The organism is Streptomyces sp. NPDC102259 (assembly GCF_044766465.1).
Taxonomy (GTDB): domain Bacteria; phylum Actinomycetota; class Actinomycetes; order Streptomycetales; family Streptomycetaceae; genus Streptomyces.
The window spans coordinates 728,831-747,601 of record NZ_JBIWMA010000001.1 but is presented as its reverse complement, the minus strand read 5'-3'; the positions used below and the strand labels follow the sequence as shown (position 1 = coordinate 747,601).

Here is an 18,771-nt window from a genome sequence, read left to right as displayed (position 1 = left end):
CTCCGAGCATAGGGGCTTAGTCTGACGCCATGCCTCGCTACGAGTACCGCTGCCGGACCTGCGGCGACACCTTCGAACTCAGCCGCCCGATGGCACAGTCCGCCGACCCCGCCGACTGCCCCGCGGGCCACGACGACACCGTCAAACTGCTCTCCACGGTGGCCGTGGGCGGCACGAAGTCCGCCCCCGCGCCCAAGGCGGGCGGCGGAGGCGGCGGCGGATGCTGCGGCGGCGGTTGCTGCGGCTGACCGCCGCCCGGCGATTTCTCAGGAACTCTTCAGGAACTCCCGCAGGATGCGCTCCCCGGCCAGCACGCCCCGCTCGGGCAGAGCGGTGACGGCAGGGGCCGTCCAGTCGGCGTCGGCCAGCTCGCCGTGCCCGGGACGCCAGCCCCGGTCGGCGACCAGCAGCAGGTCGGCGTCGAGCAGCGAGTCGCCCGCCGCCAGCGTCAGTTCGGCGCCGGTGCGGCGGGCCACCTCGCGCACGGCCGCGCTCTTGGTCAGCGGCTTCGGCACGGCGTAGACCTTGCGGCCCTGGAGCGACACGGTCCAGCCGCGGTTCTCCGCCCAGACCGCGAGCTCCTTCACCCACTCCTCGGGCAGCAGCTCGCGCTCCACGACGAGATAGGCGAACAGGTCCTCGGCGACCCGCTGCTTGCGCAGCCAGAACGGGTCCGCCGTCTTCGCCAGGTACTCCTCGACCTCCGCGAGCGGCGCGCACTCGTCGGCCAGCCTGGCCTGCACACTCGCGTGCCAGTCCGGATCGGTCACGCCGTCGACCAGCAGATGGCCGCCGTTCGCGCAGATCGCGTACTTCGGCTCCGGGCCCGGCAGGTTGATGCGCTGGTACTGCTTGCGCGTCCGGGTGGTCGTCGGCACGAACACCGCCCGGTCTCCGAGGTCGGTCAGCAGCTGCGCCGACGTCTCCGTCATGAACGACAGCGGCCTCGCCTCGTGCACCTCCACGCACAGCAGCCGCGGCGCCCGCGCGTCCGGCATGGTCAGCGCCAGGGCGGCCGCCGAGTAGATGAGCGTACGGTCGAGATCGCTCGCCACCAGAACCGGCATCAGACCGTCACCGCCTTGCCGTCGGCGCCGGTCGCGCCCCGGGTGAACTGCGGGTGGATCAGCCCCACACAGGTGTACGGCAGGTCGCCGACCTCCTCGACGGGCACCCCTCGCTGTCCGGCGAGCAGCCGTACGTGGTCCAGGTCGGCGCCCGCCCCGGCCCGCGCCAGGATCTTCCACGGCACCCGGCGCAGCAGCACCCGGGTGGTCTCGCCGACCCCGGGCTTGACCAGGTTCACATCATGGATGCCGTACTCCTCGCTGATCCGCTCGACGGCCCGCCAGCCCTCCCAGCTCGGCGTGCGGTCACTGGCGAGCAGCTCCTTCACCGCGCCGCCGACCGCGTCCGCGACCTCCGGGAAACGGGCGGCGACGGCGTCCAGGAAGGCCACCGAGACGTCCGTGCCGGCGAGCTCGCGGTAGAACTTCGCGCCGTGGAAGTCGTTCGGCCCGACCAGGTCGGCCCGCAGCACGGTCCGCGAGATGAGCCCCGAGACAGTCGAGTTGAGGCAGGCGGACGGGATCAGGAAGTCGTCACGGGTGCCGTACGTCCGCACGCACGAGCCCGGGTCGGCCAGCACCGCGATCTCCGCGTCGAAACCGGCCGCGCCGCCGCCCGCCTCGAACTCCTCGATCGCCGCGGCCAGTTCCCGGGTGATCGCGCCCTTGCCGGTCCAGCCGTCGACGAAGACGACGTCACGCGGGTCGTGATGGGCGGCCAGCCACCGCAGCGCGTTGGCGTCGATGCCCCGGCCGCGCACGATCGACACGGCGTAGTGCGGCAGGTCGAGGCCGTGCCGGAACTGCGCCCAGCGGCGCATGAGCACACCGACCGGGGTGCCGGCCCGGGCGAGCGAGACGAGCACCGGCCGGGGGGACCGCTCGGCGATCACCGTCTCCGTGACCACGCCCACGGCCTGCGCGATGCGCGCCGCCGACGTCTCCAGCGCCGCCTGGAACAGCTCCTGGTACTGCTCGCTGGGCTGGTACTCGACGGGCAGCGACTCGGCGTAGTGCGCGCCGCCGCTCTGGATGGCCTCCTCCCGCTCCTCGGTCGGCGCCTCCAGCGTCACGTCCGAGAGGTCCTGGAGCAGCCAGCCGACCTCCTCGGGCGGGTACGACGAGAAGGCGGGGCCGCGGAGGGGCTCGGGCAGCATGGCGGGTCTCTCTTCCGACAAGGCGGCTGCGTACAGCGGCTCGGGGACGTACGAGGGCACGACCGCGAGGACGACGTGCGGGGTGTGCGCGGCGAGCTGGGACAGGAGGCCGCCGGGGGCGTGCAGCTCCCGGGTGTCGGCCACGGAGTCCACGACGGCGACGACGGCGTCGAAGCCACTGCCCGCGACGTTATAGGCATAGCGCTCGCCGGGGCCGTCGGCCGGGTCGTCGTGCGCGGGGAAAACGATGCGGCTGCGTATCGCGTAGCCGGGGTCGTCGACCGCGAGGACGGGAGAGCGGGTGGTGGTCGAGGAGCGGACCTCGGCGGCCACCACCTGCTCCAGCTCACGGGCCAGCCTGAGCGGCGCGTACATCAGCTCCTCGAAGCCGAGCACGAGGACGCTTCGCGCGTCGGCGGGTATCGCCTCCGCGAGGCGGGCCGTCATGGCGGGCAGCGCGCTCTCCAGGCGGTGGCGGTGTGTCGGCGTGAACCCGTGCCGGCCGCCGTCCGGGAGGCCGCGGGGCCAGAAGAGGTTCACGCGGGTTATGCGGCCCCGGGGCCGCGTCCGCCGGGCGCGGTCGTCCTCCGGGTGCGGGTCGTGGGGGGCTTGTCGCGCAGTTCCCCGCGCCCCTGAGGCATTGAGGCGGGCGTCGGCCGCGACCTCCCCCGGGGACGCGGGGAACTGCGCGACCGGCGCCGACGAACCCGCGGACGGCAGATCACCGCTCGCGGCGGCCTCGGCCTCGTACCGGGCGACCAGTTCCTGGCCCTTCTCCAGCACCCCCTCGGGGAGCCTTACCGTGCCGGAGGCGGCGGTGACCAGGTCCACTCGGGCGCCGATCTCGCGGGCGAAATCGTCCAGGCGGCCCGCGTCCGCCGCCGAGCGCATGTCCACGAGGGCGACGACGACGTAGCGCCGCCTCGGATAGCGCTCGTGCAGGGCCCGGACGGTGTTCAGGACCGTGTTGCCGGTCGAGAACTCGTCGTCGACCAGGACCAGCGGCCCGTCCCCGACCAGCAGCGCCGGGTCCTCCGGCAGCAGCAGGTGCGAGGTCGCGTGCGAGTGGGACTCCTCGAAGCCGCCCGCCTGCGCGACCCCGGCGACCGGGCGGCGGGTGGAGTGCAGGTAGGGGGCGGTGCCGAGGCCGTCGGCGACGGAGTGGCCGAGGCCGGTGGCGGTCTCCGCGTAGCCCAGGACGACCGCCTGGGCCGCCTCCTCGGCGCCGAGCAGCTCACGCACCCGGCGGCCCAGGGCGAACCCGTGGCCGTGCACCACGGACGGTGACTGCGGGACGTGCTTGCCCAGGACGTTGGAGACCAGCAGATGCGCCCGCTTGGGGTTGCGGCGCAGGGCCAGTCCCAGCAGGTCCGTCAGCGTGTCGTCGCCCACGAGCTCGACGCCCAGCCGCTCGGCGACCCACGTCCCGGACCAGATCCCGTCGTCGTCCCCGTTGTTCACTGCGTTGTTCATGCGTCCCTTGTGAGTGAGGTGGTTCTTCAGCCGGGTATGCCGGCGGCGAGCAGGTCGACGAAGCTGACGTCCTCGTGCGCGACACCGAAGACCTCGGCGCGGAGCATGGTGCGCTCGGCCCAGGCGCGGTGCGGCTTCACCTCGTTCATCTTGTTCGTGTACTGAGACCGCAGTACACCCCCGCCGCCGCGTTCCGGCCGCAGGATGTCCGCCGCGTCGCTGTACTCCTCGTGACTGACGACGGACAGCGCGTGCACGGCCGGCACGTGCGAGGGGTGGATGCAGGTCTTGCCCAGCAGACCGTTGGCGTGATCCAGGGAGATCTCGCGCAGCAGCCCGTCCATCGCGTGCTCTATCAGTTTCTCGCGCAGCTCGACGGCCTGCCCCTCCAGGAAGGGGCTGTGCCGCAACATCGGCTTGAACATGCGCTCGGGGACCCGGAAGTACTCCCATACCGGCCCGGTCACCGTGAACCCGGTGCCGTCGGCCCGGCCCAGCATGTTCACCACGTCGGCGATCACGGAGGCGACGATCTGGACATCGTAGGCGGTCATGTCGGGCGCTCTGCGCAGCCCGTACGAGGAGCAGAAGTCGGTCACGCCGAGGCGCAGCGCGAGGACCCGGCTGCGGTACTTGTCGACGGCGCGGGCGATGCCCTCCAGGGCGTCCACCCGCGACTCGCGGTACATCAGCTCGGGCGTCTCCAGGACGGGCATGCCGAACAGCCGCCGCCCGCTCGCCGTCTCGGCGCCCGCCAGCGCCTCCAGGAAGGGGATGCCCCGCTCCTCGGTGAACTTCGGGAAGACGAACCCGCTCAGCAGCTCCACGGTGGGACCGAGCCGTCGGACCAGGTCGGGGATCTGCTCGGGCGTCCGTACCCGGATGAAGAGCAGCGGCGGCTCCGCGCCCTCCGCGCCTCCGCGCGCCGCCAGGTCGGCGAACTGCCGGACCAGGTTCTCCTCACCGGCCTCGACGTCCTCGTCGCCGATGGAGTCCTCCAGGCACAGCACCATCGACACCACGCCGCGCCCGGTCTGCTTGACGATGTCGTCCGCCAGCCGGGGCCGAGTGGCCGGGCTGTACAGCGTGGCGCCCAGCGCCGCCGAGAGCAGCCTGGCCGGGGAGTCCGCGTCGAAGACACACGGCTCCCGGTAGAAGAGGCGCTGTCGCACCTCAGGGGCGAGGTGCCCGAAATGACGCATGATTCTCCCCCGTGGTGCAAGGTAAGTCTGTGGATTCGGCATGAGGTGGCCGGTAATAGTACGTAGGGATCCATGTCAGAGGTTCCCACCCGGCATGAACTTCAGGTAACTCGCGGATGAGACTTGCCGTGTACCCCGCGTTGTCGTGAGCAGGCCCGAGAAGGCAGGATGACCGCATGACGCACGCGATGCTGAAGGGGTCGAACGTCCCGCTGAAAGCCACCACGGTACGCGCCGTGCTGCGCTGGACCCCCGGGCAGGGGGTCCCGGACGTCGACGCCTCGGCGCTGCTCCTCGGCCTCGACGGCCGTGTGCGCTCCGACGAGGACTTCGTCTTCTACAACCAGCCCCGGCACCCTTCCGGGAAGGTGTGGCGGCTCGGCAAGAAACGCGTCGCCGAGGGCCTCACGGACACCATCCAGACAGATCTGTCCGGTGTCGAGTCCGGCGTCGGCCAGATTCTGCTGGTCGCTTCGGCGGACGGCGTGACGTTCGACCGCGTACGTTCCCTCACCATCGTGCTGTACGACGCGGCAGCCGACGACGAGCCGCTGGCCACGTTCGACATCCGCCCCGAGACGGGCGAGGAGACGGCACTGATCTGCGGCGAGCTGTACCGGCGCGGAGAGGGCTGGAAGTTCCGCGCCCTGGGCGAGGGCTACTCCAACGGTCTCAAGGGCCTGGCCACCGACTTCGGCATCTCGGTGGACGAGTCGGAGGAGGCCTCGGCCGCGGCCCCCGAGCCGGCCCCCCAGACGCCCAGCCTGTCCCAGCCCCTGCCGCCCGAGCAGCCGGCCTCGGCCGTCCCCCAGCAGCCGGCGTACGGCTACCCGGCCAGTCTGCCGACCTACGGCTACGGCTATCCGGACGGCTCCTTCCGGCTCCCCCCGCAGGGCCCCCAGTTCGTCGGACGGTGACCCGCCCGGGGGCCACTGGCCCGGGTACCGCCCGAGTCACCCCGGGTACCGCCCGGGTCACCGGCCGAGCGCTGCTCGGGCGCTGCCAGGGCGCTACTTCTCGGCCTTCGTCTTGTAGCCCCGGCCCCACTGCAGCCCCCAGCCGTACAGGCGATCCAGTTCCGCCTGGAACCCGTACACGAACCGCACCTCACGCCGCACGATGAGCTCGTCCTTCACGTTCTCGATCATCACCACCGCGCACGACCGGGCCTGCGGGTGCCGCTCGTCGAGGCCTATCTCGATCCGCGGCCCGTTGCTCGGGTACAGCGTGACGATCGCGTGCGTCCGGTCGAACGCCGGCGTCTGGTCGTAGATGTAGACGAAGACCAGCAGCCGCTTGATCTGTTCCCGGTGGTCGAGGTTCACGTACATCGTCTCGCCGGACGCCGAACCGAACCGGTCGTCCCCGCTGAGCTTCACGTAGGGCGCCCCGTTCACGTCGCCCAGCAGGCCGCCCAGCGGCTGCACGACCCCCTTCGTGCCGTCTGCCAGCTCGTACAGGCAGCCGAGGTCGAGGTCGACGTTCACCATGCTCTGGCTGTGTCCGACGACCTCCGGCGGCCGCAGCGCCTTGAAGGGGTGCCGCAGCAGGCTCTCCCGCTGCGGTCCGCCGATGTCGGACGTCCGCATCCGCCAGGTCAGGTTGACGCGCAGGTTGCCGGTCGCGGCGCCCTGCTTGGTCAGCGAGACCTGATGATGCCGCTTGGTCAGTTCGATCGCGTTGGTGGCCGCGTTGCCCGAGTCGAAGTCGGCCGCCCGGCTCCCCAGAAGCCCGTCGAAGATGCCCATTCCCGCCCCCACGTCCACTGATGAAAACCGGCGGGGCGGCCGGTGGAGGACTCGTCCTCACCGGCCGCCCCGCTCAGAGCGTTCCTCACTCCAAAGGTGATCACACCCCGGACGAGACCTCAGTCTTCTCGTCCGAGCCCTGGGCTTTTCCCTCGGCCGCCGCCAATGCGCGGTTGCGGCGGACGGAGGACCAGAAGGACCAGGCGATCAGGACCACGCCGACGAGGCCGGTGATGACCTCGTTGATCTGGTACTGGATGGTGACCATGAGGAGTACGGCCAGCGCGCCGATCGCGTAGTGCGCGCCGTGCTCCAGGTAGACGTAGTCGTCGAGGGTCCCCTGACGGACCAGGTACACGGTGAGCGACCGGACGTACATGGCGCCGACGCCGAGGCCGAGGGCCATCAGGACGATGTCGTTGGTGATGGCGAAGGCGCCGATCACCCCGTCGAAGGAGAACGACGCGTCGAGGACCTCGAGGTAGAGGAACATGAAGAACGCGGCCTGACCGGCCAGGACGACCGCCGGGCGCTGCTTGCCGGAGCGCGCGGCCTCTTCCTCCTCCTCGTGTTCGCGTTCTTCCTCTTCCTCGAGCTTGTCCTCGAAGTAGCCGGAGAGACCGCCGACGACCATGTACGTGATCAGACCGGCGATGCCGGAGATCAGGACCGTCTGCGCCTTGTCGACGTGCGCGCCGCCGTGCTGGTGGGCGTGGGTCGCGAAGGTGAAGGAGGTGATCAGCAGGACGATCAGCGCGATGCAGACCGACAGCATGTCGACCTTGCCGAGCTTGGCGAGCGGGCGCTCGATCCAGCGCAGCCACTGGATGTCCCGGTCCTCGAAGATGAAGTCCAGGAAGATCATCAGCAGGAACATGCCACCGAAGGCGGCGATCGACGGGTGGGCGTCGGTGACCAGCTGCTGGTACTGGTCCTTGTCGTTGAGCGCGAGGTCGACCGCGTCGATCGGACCGATCTTGGCACTGATGGCGACGATGACGACGGGAAAGACCAGCCGCATGCCGAAGACGGCGATCAGCACACCGACCGTGAGGAAGATCTTCTGCCAGAAGGCACTCATCTTCTTCAGGATTCCGGCGTTGACCACCGCGTTGTCGAACGACAGCGAGATCTCGAGGACGCAGAGGATCGCCACGATGCCGAGGGCCTCCCACCCCCCGTAGAAGACCGCTGCGACCAGGCCGAGCGCGGTGACCGCGAACGACCAGCCGAAGGTTTTCAGAAGCACTGGCTACCCAATCGTGTCTGGGGGTCCCCCCAAGCGAAGCTCGGGGAGGGTTTCCCCCGCGCCGTACTCGGCTTTACGAAACGTTGACTCCGAAGTCTAGAGCGATGCCCCGCAGTCCCGACGCGTACCCCTGCCCCACGGCCCGGAACTTCCATTCGCCCTGGTAGCGATAGAGCTCACCGAAGATCATCGCGGTCTCCGTGCCGGCGTCCTCGCTCAGGTCGTAGCGGGCGAGTTCCTGGCCGTCGGCCTGGTTGACGACGCGGATGAACGCGTTGGAGACCTGACCGAAGGTCTGACCCCGCTCGTCGGCCATGTGGATGGAGACCGGGAAGACGATCTTGTCGCACTGGGGTGGCACCTTGGAGAGGTCCACCAGCAGCGACTCGTCGTCGCCCTCGCCCTCACCGGTGAGGTTGTCGCCGGTGTGCTCCACCGAGCCGTCCGGGCTCTTGAGCTGGTTGTAGAAGACGAACCACTCGTCCCCCATCACCCGCCCGCTGTTGCACAGCAGCGCGCTGGCATCGAGGTCGAAGTCGGCTCCGGTGGTGGAGCGCGCGTCCCAACCGAGTCCGACCATCACCTGAGTGAGGTTCGGCGCGGCCTTGGACAGGGAGACGTTTCCTCCCTTGGCGAGCGTGACGCCCATGATTGCTGGTCCTCCCCTAGGTGGTGCTCAGGTGCTTCCTCTTCGGTTGTCCTGCACGTCCGGCGCCGCCCGTAAACGGTGCGGCGCCGGGCGGTCGGACCTTCGGACCCTGCGGGTGACTCAGACGTTGACGCCGAAGTCCTGTGCGATACCGCGCAGGCCCGACGCGTAGCCCTGGCCGATGGCCCGGAACTTCCACTCCGCGCCGTGCCGGTACAGCTCGCCGAAGACCATCGCGGTCTCGGTCGACGCGTCCTCGCTCAGGTCGTAGCGGGCGATCTCGGCGCCGCCGGCCTGGTTCACGACGCGGATGAACGCGTTGCGCACCTGGCCGAAGGACTGCTGCCGGTTCTCCGCGTCGTAGATCGACACCGGGAAGACGATCTTGTCGACGTCGGCCGGGACCCCGGCGAGGTTGACCTTGATCGCCTCGTCGTCGCCCTCGCCCTCACCGGTGGTGTTGTCACCGGTGTGCTCGACGGAGCCGTCGGGGCTCTTGAGGTTGTTGAAGAAGACGAAGTTGGCGTCGCTGGCGACCTTGCCGGCGCTGTTCACCAGCAGCGCGCTGGCGTCCAGGTCGAAGTCGGTGCCGGTCGTGGTGCGGACGTCCCACCCCAGACCGACGATGACCGCGGTCAGGCCCGGGGCCTCCTTCGTCAGCGATACGTTGCCGCCCTTGCTGAGGCTGACTCCCACAAGTCCTCCATTGGTGTCCTGGGGCGGGGAGCCCCTGGTGCGTCGGATATCGGATCAACGATTCGATCCTAGTGACGGGTTCCCGCACCACGCAGGCCCTGGAGCGGAAGAATCACAGGGTGTCGAGCGCGGCGACGTACTCACCGAGGTCGCGGGCGTCCGGCAGTGCGTTGACGACGGTCCAGCGCACCAGGCCCTCCTTGTCGATGACGAAGGTGCCACGCACCGCGCAGCCCTTGTCCTCGGCGAAGACGCCGTAGGCGCGGCTGACCTCGCCGTGCGGCCAGAAGTCGCTCAGCAGCGGGTACTCCAGGCCCTCCTGCTCGGCGAAGACGCGCAGGGTGTGGATGGAGTCGTTGGAGACGGCGAGCACCTGGGTGTCGCGGTCGGCGAACTTCGGCAGGTTGTCACGCACCTCGCACAGCTCACCGGTGCACACGCCGGTGAAGGCGAAGGGGTAGAAGAGCAGGACGACGTTCTTGGGGTTCTCGCCCTCACGGAAGTCGGAGAGCTTCACGGCCCGGCCGTGGTTGTCCTTCAGCTCGAAGTCGGGGGCCTTGTCGCCGACCTGGATCGCCATCGCGTGGATGTCCCTTCGGTGGGGCTGTCTGGGTGAGTCCACCCTACGCAGCGACCACCGAAGGCCGCCGGACGGGCTGAGCACGAGTGCCCAGCCCGTCCGGCGTCACTTCACATCACTTCTTCGGACGTCACTCCCTGGACGTCACTTCTTGGACTTCGCGGCCTTGGGCGTCACCAGCCGACTGCCACTCCAGTCCTTGCCCACGCTGACGCTCTTGCTGGCCGACAGACCCGCAGTCGTCGAGGCTTCGGAGATGTCGCTCGGCTCCACGTATCCCGTACGGCCGGTCTTCGGCGTCAGGAGGAGGATCGACCCGCCTTCTTCGATGTACGTGGTGGCGTCCACCAGCGCATCCGTCAGGTCTCCGTCATCGTCGCGGAACCAGAGCATCACGGCGTCGGCGACGTCGTCGTAGTCCTCGTCCACCAGATCGCTGCCGATGACTTCCTCAATGGACTCGCGGAGCTCCTGGTCGACGTCATCGTCGTAGCCGATCTCCTGGACCACCTGCTCGGGCTGGAAACCCAGCCTGACGGCAGGGCTGGTCCGCTCCTCCGCGTGGTCCGCGGTCGCGCTCACGGGTTGCCTCCTGATCATGTTTTGGGGAATAACTCAGCCACGCGCGTGCGCGAGGCATTGGCCGTAGTCCACACGGGCGGGACGGATCGCGCAAGTACCCGGCGGTTCGGACCGCCGAAACGGTGACGATCCTGGCCGTGTCGACGCAACTCCAGGCACGCGATTCGGACGGATGGTGACGTACACCACACCTATCTGCCCTGTTTGCGCATTTGAGAACCATCCAAGGGTACGAGATTCGAACGAGTGCCGGTTACCTCGGGGTAGAGATGACGTTTGCGGCCCCTAGGTACACGATGGGGGCGGTGCAGGCACGGGAGAGTCGCCGAGACACCCCCGCGAGGCGCCCGCGAGGCGCGAACGAGAAACACCGTCCCACACAGCCCTCTGACAGGTAAGGAACAGCGTGGCTTCCGGATCCGATCGCAACCCGATCATCATTGGCGGCCTTCCGAGTCAGGTTCCTGACTTCGACCCCGAGGAAACCCAAGAGTGGCTCGACTCCCTCGACGCCGCGATCGACGAGCGCGGCCGGGAGCGGGCCCGCTATCTGATGCTCCGGCTGATCGAACGGGCCCGCGAGAAGCGCGTGGCCGTGCCCGAGATGCGCAGCACGGACTACGTCAACACCATCCCCACCAGGGCCGAGCCCTTCTTCCCGGGCAACGAGGAGATCGAGCGCCGGATCCTCAACGCGACCCGCTGGAACGCGGCCGTGATGGTGTCCAGGGCCCAGCGGCCGGGCATCGGGGTCGGCGGCCACATCGCCACCTTCGCCTCCTCCGCGTCCCTCTACGACGTCGGCTTCAATCACTTCTTCCGCGGCAAGGACGAGGGCGACGGCGGCGACCAGGTCTTCTTCCAGGGCCACGCCTCCCCGGGCATCTATGCGCGCGCGTTCCTGCTCGACCGGCTGAGCGAGCAGAACCTGGACGCGTTCCGCCAGGAGAAGTCGAAGGCGCCGCACGGGCTGTCCTCGTACCCGCACCCGCGTCTGATGCCGGACTTCTGGGAGTTCCCGACCGTGTCGATGGGCCTCGGCCCGATCGGCGCGATCTACCAGGCGCGGATGAACCGCTACATGCACGCGCGCGGGATCGCCGACACGTCGAAGTCGCATGTGTGGGCGTTCCTCGGCGACGGCGAGATGGACGAGCCGGAGTCGCTCGGCCAGCTGACCATCGCCGCGCGCGAGGGCCTGGACAACCTGACCTTCGTCGTCAACTGCAACCTCCAGCGGCTGGACGGCCCGGTGCGCGGCAACGGCAAGGTCATCCAGGAGCTGGAGTCGGTCTTCCGGGGCGCCGGCTGGAACGTGATCAAGCTGATCTGGGACCGCTCCTGGGACCCGCTGCTCGCGCAGGACCGCGACGGCACCCTCGTCAACCGGATGAACACGACGCCGGACGGCCAGTACCAGACCTACGCCACCGAGTCCGGCGCCTACATCCGCGACCACTTCTTCGGCGACGACCAGCGGCTGCGCGCGATGGTCGAGGGCATGACCGACGACCAGATCCTGCACCTGGGCCGTGGCGGTCACGACCACCGGAAGATCTACGCGGCGTTCAAGGCGGCCGTGGAGCACACCGGCCAGCCGACGGTCATCCTCGCCAAGACGGTCAAGGGCTGGACGCTGGGGCCGAACTTCGAGGGCCGCAACGCCACCCACCAGATGAAGAAGCTGACGGTCTCCGACCTCAAGGGCTTCCGCGACCGGCTGCACCTGCCGATCTCCGACAAGGAGCTGGAGGGCGGCCTCCCGCCGTACTTCCACCCCGGGCGGAACTCGGAGGAGATCCAGTACATGCACGACCGCCGCAAGGGCCTCGGCGGCTATGTCCCGACCCGTGTCGTGCGCTCCAAGCCGCTCGCGCTGCCGGACGACAAGACGTACGCGAGTGTGAAGAAGGGCTCGGGCCAGCAGTCCATCGCGACGACCATGGCCTTTGTGCGGCTCCTCAAGGACCTCATGCGGGACAAGGAGCTCGGCAAGCGCTTCGTGCTGATCGCGCCGGACGAGTACCGCACGTTCGGCATGGACTCCTTCTTCCCGAGTGCGAAGATCTACAACCCGCTCGGCCAGCAGTACGAGGCGGTGGACCGGGATCTGCTGCTCGCCTACAAGGAGTCGCCGACCGGGCAGATGCTGCACGACGGCATCTCGGAGGCCGGCTGCACGGCGTCCCTGATCGCGGCGGGCTCCGCGTACGCCACCCATGGCGAGCCGCTGATCCCGGTCTACGTCTTCTACTCGATGTTCGGTTTCCAGCGGACCGGCGACCAGTTCTGGCAGATGTCGGACCAGCTGGCGCGCGGTTTCGTACTGGGCGCGACCGCCGGCCGTACGACCCTGACCGGTGAGGGTCTCCAACACGCGGACGGCCACTCGCAGCTGCTCGCCTCCACGAACCCGGGCTGTGTCGCCTACGACCCGGCCTTCGGCTTCGAGATCGCGCACATCGTGCGGGACGGTCTGCGCAGGATGTACGGCAGTTCCGCCGAGCATCCGCACGGCGAGGACGTCTTCTACTACCTGACCGTCTACAACGAGCCGATCCAGCACCCGGCCGAGCCGGACGACGTGGACGTCGAGGGCATCCTCAAGGGCGTCCACCGCTTCAGCGCGGGCACCTCGGGGTCGATCCCGGCGCAGATCCTCGCCTCCGGTGTGGCCGTCCCCTGGGCGGTCGAGGCGCAGAAGATCCTCGCCGAGGACTGGGACGTCAAGGCGGACGTCTGGTCCGCGACCTCCTGGAACGAGCTGCGGCGCGAGGCCGTCGAGGTCGAGCGGCACAACCTGCTGCACCCGGAGGAGGAGCAGCGGGTGCCGTACGTGACGCGGAAGCTGACCGGGGCCCAGGGGCCGTTCGTGGCCGTCTCGGACTGGATGCGGTCGGTGCCGGACCAGATCGCGCGCTGGGTGCCGGGCACGTACCAGTCGCTGGGCGCGGACGGCTTCGGCTTCGCGGACACCCGGGGAGCGGCTCGCCGCTTCTTCCACATCGACGCCCAGTCGATCGTCGTGGGGGTGCTGACGGAGCTGGCGCGGGAGGGCAAGGTCGACCGGTCGCTGCTGAAGCAGGCCATCGACCGGTACCAGCTGCTGGACGTGTCGGCGGCCGACCCGGGTGCGGCGGGCGGCGACGCGTAGCGCGGGGCGCACGCAGGGGTGGTGGAGCTGCGGCTCCACCACCCCTTACTCGTTCTTTACGATGCGGGCATGCAAGAACAATCGGCGCAGAGTCGGTGGGAGCTCTGGACCCAGCGGCCGTTGCTGGCCCTCGCCGTGGTGTTCGCCGTCGCCTACGCCGTTCCGATCGTGGACACCTCGGCCGACCACGGGCTGACCACCGCCTGCACCGCGGTGGAGTGGGTGGTGTGGGGGGCGTTCGCCGCGGACTACGTGGTCCGGCTGGCGCTGGCGCCCGACCGGGGGCGGTTCGTGCGGACGCACTGGCTGGACCTGTGCGCGGTGGTGCTGCCGCTGGCACAGCAGCTCAAGCTGCTGCGGCTGGTCTCGACGCTGCTGCTGGTGGGGCGGCGGGCGCGGATGGCCTCGCAGATCCGGATGACGACGTATGTCGTGGGGGCGGTCGTCGGGCTGCTGATGTTCGGGTCCCTCGCCGTGCTGTCCGTCGAGCGGGAGTCGCCCGACGGGAACATCCGCACGCTGGGTGACGCGTTGTGGTGGTCGTTCACGACGATGACGACCGTGGGATACGGGGACCACGCGCCGACCACCGGACTGGGGCGGCTGATCGCCGTCGGGCTGATGCTCTCCGGGATCGCGCTGCTCGGTGTCGTGACCGCGAACATCGCCGCGTGGTTCATCGCCCGGTTCGACAAGGACGACGTCGAGGAACGCGCCCAGACGGAGGCGATCCTGGCCCTGACGCAGGAGGTGCGGGCCCTGCGGGCGGAGGTGGCGGCGCTGCGGGACGGGCCCCGGGGGGCACTGCCCCCTGGACCCGCGCCCCTGTCCACCCATCAACCGTCCGCGCCCCTGCCCACCACCCACCAACCGTCCCGGTGAGCCCGGTGGGCCCGGCGGGCCCGAAGGCGACGGCCGGCGCTACAGCAGCCCGTTGCCCGTGCCTGCCGCTCCCGCCAGCCAGATGATCGCCAGCAGGGTGTCGATCGCGCCGAGTGCGACGGCGACCAGGGCCGGTACCGGACGGGAGCCCGCCCAGCTGCGGCCCATGGCCAGCCAGCCGCAGACGATCGCCGCCGGGCCGAGGACGATCCCCAGCGCGAAGAATCCGGCGACCGCGCACACGAGGCCGACGATGCCGAGCGTCGCGCGATCCGGCCCGGTCCGTGACCCCATGCGGCCACGTGAGCGGGGGTACCTGCGCGTGCCGTTTCCGAAGCCGGCCATCGAACAACTCCCTGGATTCCGGGGATGTGTTGATAGTCGGGTACCCGCGACACGCGGAACATTCCCCGCAGTTGCCGGGCAGTCGGCGCGCTGTCCCCCTCCGGCAGCGCGCCGCGGCCCTGGCCGCCCTCCCATCCGGAGGGCTTGACTAACTGTGACCTGCGACGCGTGCCGGATGCGAGGAACCTTTAGCGTCGTCACCCTGATAGGGGAAACTTGTTGAAGTTCCGTCAGATGTGACCCGCGCCCGCGCCCGCCTCCGCGTTCTCGCCCCGCTTGGTGAGCAGCGCGACGAACACGGCGACGACCGCCACCCCGGCGGCGACCAGGGAGGCCAGGCTCATCCCGGAGATGAACGTGTCGTGGGCGACGTCCGTGATCTTCGCGGCGATCGCTTCGGGGGTGCCCTTCGCCACCGGCGCCACGCCGACCTGAACCGCCTCGGAGGCCTGGTCCAGCTGGGCGGGGGTGAGCTCGGGCAGGCCCGCGCCCGTCCAGTTGCCGGGCAGGTCACCGTCCACCTTGGAGGCCATCACGGCGCCCAGGACGGCCGTGCCGAGGCTGCCGCCGATCTGCATGGCCGCCTGCTGGAGCCCGCCCGCGACACCGGACAGCTCCATGGGGGCGTTGCCGACGATGACCTCCGTCGCGCCGACCATGACCGGGGCGAGGCCGAAGCCCAGCAGGGCGAACCAGATCGACATGACACCGCTGCCGGTGTCCGTCTCCAGCGTGGACATGCCGTACATGGCGAGCGCGGTGGCGGCCATACCGCCCGCGAGCGGGATGCGCGGGCCCAGCTTGGTGATCGCCGCGCCCGCGAGCGGGGAGCCGACGATCATCATGCCGGTCAGCGGAAGCAGGTGCAGACCCGCGTCGATCGGGCTCATGCCGTGCACGTTCTGCAGGTAGAACGTCACGAAGAACAGGCCGCCCATGAAGGCGATCGCCATCAGGACCATGAGGACCACACCCGCCGACAGCGGGACGGAGCGGAACAGCCCCAGCGGGATGAGCGGCTCCTTCACCTTGGTCTCCCAGAAGGCGAAGGCCGCGAAGAGCACGACGGAGCCGACCAGGAACGCCCAGGTCAGGACGTCTGCCCAGCCCCAGGTCGGCGCCTTGATCAGGGCCCAGACCAGGCAGAACATCGCGCCCGAGAGGAAGGCGATGCCGAGCAGGTCGAAGGAGCGCGGGGCGTTCTCGGCGCGGTGGTCGAGCAGGATCACCGCGCCGAGGACCAGGGCGAGGGCGCCGACCGGCACGTTGATGAAGAACACCGACTGCCAGTTGACGTGCTCGACGAGGACCCCGCCGAGGATCGGGCCGCCGGCGGTGGACGCGCCGATGACCATGCCCCACAGGCCGATGGCCATGTTGAGCTTCTCGGCCGGGAAGGTCGCGCGCAGCAGACCGAGCGCGGCCGGCATCAGCAGGGCGCCGAACAGTCCCTGGAGCGCACGGAACGCGACGACCGCGCCGATGCTGCTGGACAGGCCGATCGCGCCGGAGGCGGCGGCGAAGCCGACGACGCCTATCAGGAACGTCTGGCGGTGGCCGAAGCGGTCACCGAGCTTGCCCGCGGTGATCAGGGAGACCGCGAGGGCGAGGAAGTAGGCGTTGGTGATCCACTGGACCTCGGCGAAGGTGGCGCCCAGGTCGCTGGCGATGGCCGGGTTGGCGATGGCCACGATGGTGCCGTCGAGGGCCACCATCATGACGCCGACGGCGACGGTGACGAGGGTGAACCAGGGGTGGCCGCGCAGCCCCTTGGCGGGCGGGCCGTCCGACGGGTCCGACGGTGCCTTGCCGCCCGGTCCCGTCGCGTCGATGGTCGTCTGACTGGTCATGAGTTCGAGGTTAGTGACAGCCGCTGACAATTGACAAACGAGTTCATAAGTCGGTAACTGACACATCATGGAAACTCTGCGTGAGCGCAAGAAGCAGCGCACCCGGGACGCGCTGCTGCGCGCCGCGGTGGAACTGTTCACCTCGCAGGGATACGAGCGGACCACGGTCGACGAGATCGCCGCCGCCGTCGACGTCTCGCAGCGCACCTTCTTCCGCTACTTCGCGGGCAAGGACGAGGCCGCGCTCGCCCTGGTGGAGATGACGGTGGAGCGGTTCGTCGAGGCGGTGCGCGAACGCCCGCCGCACGAGCCGCCGATGGAGGCGCTGCGCCAGGCGGTGCTGGACGGCTGGCACTCGATCAACGAGGTCGTCGAGTCCGTCGTCCCCGTGGAGCTGTACCTGCGGATGTACCGGGTGATCGAGTCGACGCCGGTGCTGCTCGCCGCGCATCTGCGGCGCTCGGTGGAGGTCGAGGAGGTCCTCGCGCGGGTGGTCGCCGAGCGCGAGGGGCTCGACGTGGACGCCGACCCACGGCCGCGGCTGGCGGTGGCCGTGTTCAGCGGGGTGATGCGCGTGACGGAACGACAGTGGTCCACGGGCGCGGACTTCAGCCTGGACGGGATCCGCGCGCTGACGTCCCTGTATCTCGACGGGGTGGGGCCCGCCCTGCTGGGAGACTGGCGCGAGGCCTGAGAGCATGGACGGCCGCGGAGACGCCTGACGGGCAGGAGCGCCTGACGGGGCAGGAGCGCCTGACGGACATAGAGGCGTAAAAGGTTTTATGACCCTTGCCACGCCCGTTGAAACGTGATCCCCGTCACTTGGGTCACCCGAGACCCTCTCGTTCTCCTAGTGTGTCCTTTCAGTGACTTCCTTCGACACCTCCCCGCAACTCAACGTCTGGCGCGCACTGGCCGCCCTGGCCGTGGTGTTCGTGATGCTGGCGACCACCGGCTGGACGGCCCTGCGCCACCAGCAGGAGACCACCGCCCTCCAGACCTCGCGCTCGGAGTGGGAGCACGGCCGGATGGCCGGGCACCGGTTGCCGGACCCCGGTTCCGCCCCCGCCCGGCTGGCCCGTTTCTTCGCCTCGCTGACCGTCCCGCAGCGGACCGCGCTCGTGCACGACTACCCGCTCGCGGTGGGCAACATGAACGGCGCCCCCGCCGAGCTGCGCTACAGCGCCAACCGGTTGGCGCTGCTCCAGCAGGTGCGGCTCGAGCGCACCCGTATGCACGACAGTCGGCTCACGCCCTCGGGGCAGCAGCTGGCCGGTCGGCGCATGCACCGCTACGAGTCGATGAGCACCGCCGAACGGCAGATCCTCGCCTTCGATCCGGAGGGTTCCGGCCGGGTCGCCGAGGTGTTCGGCAGCCTGGACGAGGCCGAGCGGATCTCCGTCGTCGTCCCCGGCGTCGACACCGACCTGCTCACCTTCCAGCGCACGAACCGCAAGTACTCGGCGCCGGTCGGCATGGCCCAGGCCCTCTACTCGGCCGAGCGCGAGGCGAGCCCCTCGACGCGTACGGCCGTGATCGCCTGGGCCGACTACACCTCCCCCGACGGCCTCGGCATCGACTCGGCCACCGCGATGCGCGCCGAGAGCGGCGCCGTCCGGCTGAACGCCCTGCTGACGGCCCTGCCGGGCAGTACGCCCGTCTCGATGTTCTGCCACAGCTACGGCTCGGTGGTGTGCGGGGTCGCCGCGCACGCCATGCCGGACCGGGTGACCGACATCGCGGTGGCCGGCAGCCCGGGGATGCGGGTGGGGAACGCGGCCCAGCTGGGCACCGCCGCCCGGGTGTGGGCGATGCGGGACGCCGACGACTGGGTGCAGGACGTGCCGCACCTGGAGGTCGGCGGTCTCGGGCACGGCGAGGATCCGATGGCGCGGGAGTTCGGCGCGCGGGTGCTCTCGGCACGGGAGGCCAAGGGCCATGGCGGCTACTTCGAACCGGGCACGGACAGCCTGCGCAACTTCGCCGAGATCGGCACTGGCGCGTACCGGTCGGTGGAGTGCGCAAACGATGATGCCGCCTGCACGGCGGGTTTGTCCTATACAGAAGAGGCCGGACGCGCGTAGAGACGCAGGAATTGCGGCGCGCGCGGGGAGGGGACGAAGAATGGGTGTCCCGC

17 protein-coding genes are annotated in these 18,771 nt (G+C 69.8%); 6 read left to right on the top strand and 11 right to left on the bottom strand.

Annotated elements, in window-relative coordinates; genetic code table 11:
* The first annotated feature begins 29 nt into the window (after positions 1 to 29).
* A complete protein-coding gene (locus tag ACIRPU_RS03380) occupies positions 30 to 248 on the top strand; it encodes a zinc ribbon domain-containing protein (RefSeq protein WP_057599835.1) in 219 nt (72 codons plus the stop codon).
* A gap of 18 nt (positions 249 to 266) precedes the next feature.
* On the opposite strand, the gene ACIRPU_RS03375 is transcribed toward ACIRPU_RS03380, so the two are convergent.
* The 3 genes from ACIRPU_RS03375 to ACIRPU_RS03365 are packed head-to-tail and all read right to left on the bottom strand — an operon-like array spanning position 267 to position 4,899.
* The gene (locus tag ACIRPU_RS03375) at positions 267 to 1,067 is read right to left on the bottom strand and encodes an HAD family hydrolase (RefSeq protein WP_355708385.1); all 801 of its coding nucleotides are present in this window, start codon (positions 1,065 to 1,067) and stop codon (positions 267 to 269) included.
* On the bottom strand, positions 1,067 to 3,697 hold the full coding sequence (locus tag ACIRPU_RS03370; protein WP_403860987.1) for a phosphoribosyltransferase: 2,631 nt from the start codon (positions 3,695 to 3,697) through the stop codon (positions 1,067 to 1,069). Before ACIRPU_RS03370 ends, ACIRPU_RS03375 begins: the two co-directional genes overlap by 1 nt.
* A 26-nt stretch (positions 3,698 to 3,723) precedes the next feature.
* Complete coding sequence (locus ACIRPU_RS03365) at positions 3,724 to 4,899, bottom strand: HpcH/HpaI aldolase/citrate lyase family protein (RefSeq protein ID WP_403860984.1); 1,176 nt, start codon at positions 4,897 to 4,899, stop codon at positions 3,724 to 3,726.
* A gap of 176 nt (positions 4,900 to 5,075) precedes the next feature.
* On the opposite strand from ACIRPU_RS03365, the gene ACIRPU_RS03360 reads away from it, so the two are divergent.
* The gene (locus tag ACIRPU_RS03360; RefSeq protein WP_355708391.1) at positions 5,076 to 5,816 is read left to right on the top strand and encodes a TerD family protein; all 741 of its coding nucleotides are present in this window, start codon (positions 5,076 to 5,078) and stop codon (positions 5,814 to 5,816) included.
* 93 nt (positions 5,817 to 5,909) lie between these two features.
* Here the strand turns inward: ACIRPU_RS03360 and ACIRPU_RS03355 are convergent, their stop codons facing one another.
* The 6 genes from ACIRPU_RS03355 to ACIRPU_RS03330 form a co-directional block, all read right to left on the bottom strand.
* On the bottom strand, positions 5,910 to 6,647 hold the full coding sequence (locus tag ACIRPU_RS03355) for a Tellurium resistance (protein WP_403860981.1): 738 nt from the start codon (positions 6,645 to 6,647) through the stop codon (positions 5,910 to 5,912).
* Positions 6,648 to 6,747: 100 nt separating this feature from the next.
* Positions 6,748 to 7,896, bottom strand: coding sequence for a DUF475 domain-containing protein (locus ACIRPU_RS03350; protein WP_403860978.1), 1,149 nt, complete (start codon positions 7,894 to 7,896; stop codon positions 6,748 to 6,750).
* A gap of 73 nt (positions 7,897 to 7,969) precedes the next feature.
* Positions 7,970 to 8,545 carry a TerD family protein gene (locus tag ACIRPU_RS03345; protein WP_403860975.1) on the bottom strand — a complete coding sequence of 192 codons (576 nt, stop codon included), beginning with the start codon at positions 8,543 to 8,545 and terminating at the stop codon, positions 7,970 to 7,972.
* Between the two features lie 120 nt (positions 8,546 to 8,665).
* Complete coding sequence (locus ACIRPU_RS03340) at positions 8,666 to 9,241, bottom strand: TerD family protein (protein WP_062649187.1); 576 nt, start codon at positions 9,239 to 9,241, stop codon at positions 8,666 to 8,668.
* Positions 9,242 to 9,353: 112 nt separating this feature from the next.
* On the bottom strand, positions 9,354 to 9,821 hold the full coding sequence (locus ACIRPU_RS03335) for a peroxiredoxin (protein ID WP_355708400.1): 468 nt from the start codon (positions 9,819 to 9,821) through the stop codon (positions 9,354 to 9,356).
* 144 nt (positions 9,822 to 9,965) lie between these two features.
* Positions 9,966 to 10,403 carry a DUF3052 domain-containing protein gene (locus ACIRPU_RS03330; RefSeq protein ID WP_403860971.1) on the bottom strand — a complete coding sequence of 146 codons (438 nt, stop codon included), beginning with the start codon at positions 10,401 to 10,403 and terminating at the stop codon, positions 9,966 to 9,968.
* A gap of 406 nt (positions 10,404 to 10,809) precedes the next feature.
* Between ACIRPU_RS03330 and aceE the strand changes: the two genes are divergently transcribed.
* Positions 10,810 to 13,557: a pyruvate dehydrogenase (acetyl-transferring), homodimeric type gene (gene aceE, locus ACIRPU_RS03325; RefSeq protein ID WP_403860968.1), complete on the top strand. Its 2,748-nt coding sequence runs from the start codon at positions 10,810 to 10,812 to the stop codon at positions 13,555 to 13,557.
* Between the two features lie 69 nt (positions 13,558 to 13,626).
* A complete protein-coding gene (locus tag ACIRPU_RS03320; RefSeq protein WP_403860965.1) occupies positions 13,627 to 14,439 on the top strand; it encodes a potassium channel family protein in 813 nt (270 codons plus the stop codon).
* Between the two features lie 39 nt (positions 14,440 to 14,478).
* Here the strand turns inward: ACIRPU_RS03320 and ACIRPU_RS03315 are convergent, their stop codons facing one another.
* Both ACIRPU_RS03315 and ACIRPU_RS03310 read right to left on the bottom strand, forming a co-directional pair.
* A complete protein-coding gene (locus ACIRPU_RS03315; protein WP_355708406.1) occupies positions 14,479 to 14,784 on the bottom strand; it encodes a small hydrophobic protein in 306 nt (101 codons plus the stop codon).
* 230 nt (positions 14,785 to 15,014) lie between these two features.
* Positions 15,015 to 16,634 carry an MFS transporter gene (locus ACIRPU_RS03310; RefSeq protein ID WP_403860961.1) on the bottom strand — a complete coding sequence of 540 codons (1,620 nt, stop codon included), beginning with the start codon at positions 16,632 to 16,634 and terminating at the stop codon, positions 15,015 to 15,017.
* A gap of 67 nt (positions 16,635 to 16,701) precedes the next feature.
* Here ACIRPU_RS03310 and ACIRPU_RS03305 point away from each other — a divergent pair, with 67 nt between their 5' ends.
* On the top strand, positions 16,702 to 17,328 hold the full coding sequence (locus tag ACIRPU_RS03305; protein ID WP_403860958.1) for a TetR family transcriptional regulator: 627 nt from the start codon (positions 16,702 to 16,704) through the stop codon (positions 17,326 to 17,328).
* Positions 17,329 to 17,500: 172 nt separating this feature from the next.
* The gene (locus ACIRPU_RS03300; RefSeq protein ID WP_403860955.1) at positions 17,501 to 18,718 is read left to right on the top strand and encodes an alpha/beta hydrolase; all 1,218 of its coding nucleotides are present in this window, start codon (positions 17,501 to 17,503) and stop codon (positions 18,716 to 18,718) included.
* The last annotated feature ends 53 nt before the right edge of the window (positions 18,719 to 18,771 follow it).